Origin of the sequence: Stenotrophomonas sp. 3diitr2024 (assembly GCF_042136455.1) — a bacterium.
Taxonomy (GTDB): domain Bacteria; phylum Pseudomonadota; class Gammaproteobacteria; order Xanthomonadales; family Xanthomonadaceae; genus Stenotrophomonas; species Stenotrophomonas sepilia.
In genome coordinates, this window is record NZ_JBHHMJ010000496.1 from 1 (window position 1) to 1,053 (window position 1,053).

A 1,053-nucleotide genomic window follows, 5' to 3' on the forward strand; every position below is an offset into this window, starting at 1 on the left:
CTCGTGTGCGCTGTCCTGCGCACACGGCAAGACCGGGGTTGGGCGTCCTGCCCAACCCGCCCGAGGCATGCCTCGGGCCCATGGCGCCAACGGTCCCGCCTGCCCACACCTCCCCGCCTCTGACAAGTTCTGGGTACCTGCCGGGGTCGGATCCCTCTGCCGCGCAGAGGGCCCTGACCCCTGAATCTGTCTGTGCGGGCGGGAGGCGCTAAAATGGCGGGATGATCGCCAATACCGCTGCCTATCATTTCGCCGTCATCGACGCCCCTCAGGCCCTGTGCGACCAGCTGCTGACCCGTGCCGAGACGGCGCAGCTGCGCGGCACGATCCTGGTGGCGGGCGAGGGACTGAACCTGTTTCTGGCGGGGGCGCCGGAGGCGGTTGAGGGCTTCTATGCAGCGCTGCATGCCGATGCGCGTTTCGCCGACATGCGGGTCAAGACCAGCCTGAGCAAGCATCAGCCGTTCGCGCGGCTGAAGGCCAAGGTGAAGGACGAGATCATCAGCTTCCGCCGCGATGACGGCCAGCCGCTGGACTATCCGCGCGCACCAGCGGTTGATCCGGCCACCGTGCAGCGCTGGCTGCGGCAGGGCCATGACGATGCCGGCAAGCCGGTGGTGATGCTCGATACGCGAAATCTGCAGGAAGTGGAGTACGGCACCTTCAAGGATGCGCTGGTGTTGCCCATCCGCAAGTTCACCGACCTGCCCGAGGCGCTGGCGCCGCATCGCGATGCGCTGCGGGACAGCACCGTGGTCAGTTTCTGCACCGGCGGCATCCGCTGCGAGAAGGCCGCGCTGTGGATGGTCAATGACGGCATGGAGAATGTGCTGCAGCTCGATGGCGGCATCCTCGGCTACTTCGAGGAGGTGGGCGGCGAAGGCTACGAAGGCCGCTGCTTCGTGTTCGATGAGCGCGTGGCGCTGGATGCCGAGCTGAAGCCGATGGTCGACCAGCCGCTGCCCGAACCGCGCCCCAGCGCGTTCTGACGCTTGCCCGGTAGAGCCGGCCGCTGGCCGGCTGCCAGGGCACGTTGCCCGCCGGCCAGCGGCC

At 68.0% G+C, this 1,053-nt stretch carries 1 protein-coding gene; it reads left to right on the top strand.

Going from position 1 to position 1,053, the window contains the following annotated elements:
- Positions 1-221: 221 nt before the first annotated feature.
- On the top strand, positions 222-989 hold the full coding sequence (locus ABGA94_RS12545) for a sulfurtransferase (protein ID WP_375367425.1): 768 nt from the start codon (positions 222-224) through the stop codon (positions 987-989).
- Positions 990-1,053: the final 64 nt, after the last annotated feature.